General features: G+C 43.4%; 1 protein-coding gene. It reads right to left on the reverse strand.

Translation table 11 applies throughout. The features are described from left to right. Positions 1 to 272, reverse strand: a 272-nt coding sequence (locus tag ETI37_RS07760) for a Rib/alpha-like domain-containing protein (RefSeq protein ID WP_244285230.1), incomplete at both ends; no start/stop codon positions are given.

The following is a 272-nucleotide window of genomic DNA, read 5'->3' on the forward strand; positions in this document are numbered from 1 at the left end:
GTAGTATCTGCTGATGGTAAGCTTCCATCACCATTAGTGTTTACATCACGGGTCTTTGGTTCTACTGTTTCTGTCTTGTGGACTGGAATTGTTACATCCTTAGTTGAACCATCTGGGAATTCTACTGTTGCTGGAATGTTTTGAGTTTCACCTGGCTTCATCTTATCTACCAAGTCTTGTGCACCTTCACCCCAACTTGCGTGAGTTCCTTCTGGTAAGTCACCTAAGTTCTTAATTCCCTCATCGGCAGTTGCTGGTAACTTACCCTTTTC

Origin of the sequence: Lactobacillus mulieris, from assembly GCF_007095465.1 — a bacterium.
GTDB classification, from domain to species: Bacteria; Bacillota; Bacilli; order Lactobacillales; family Lactobacillaceae; genus Lactobacillus; species Lactobacillus mulieris.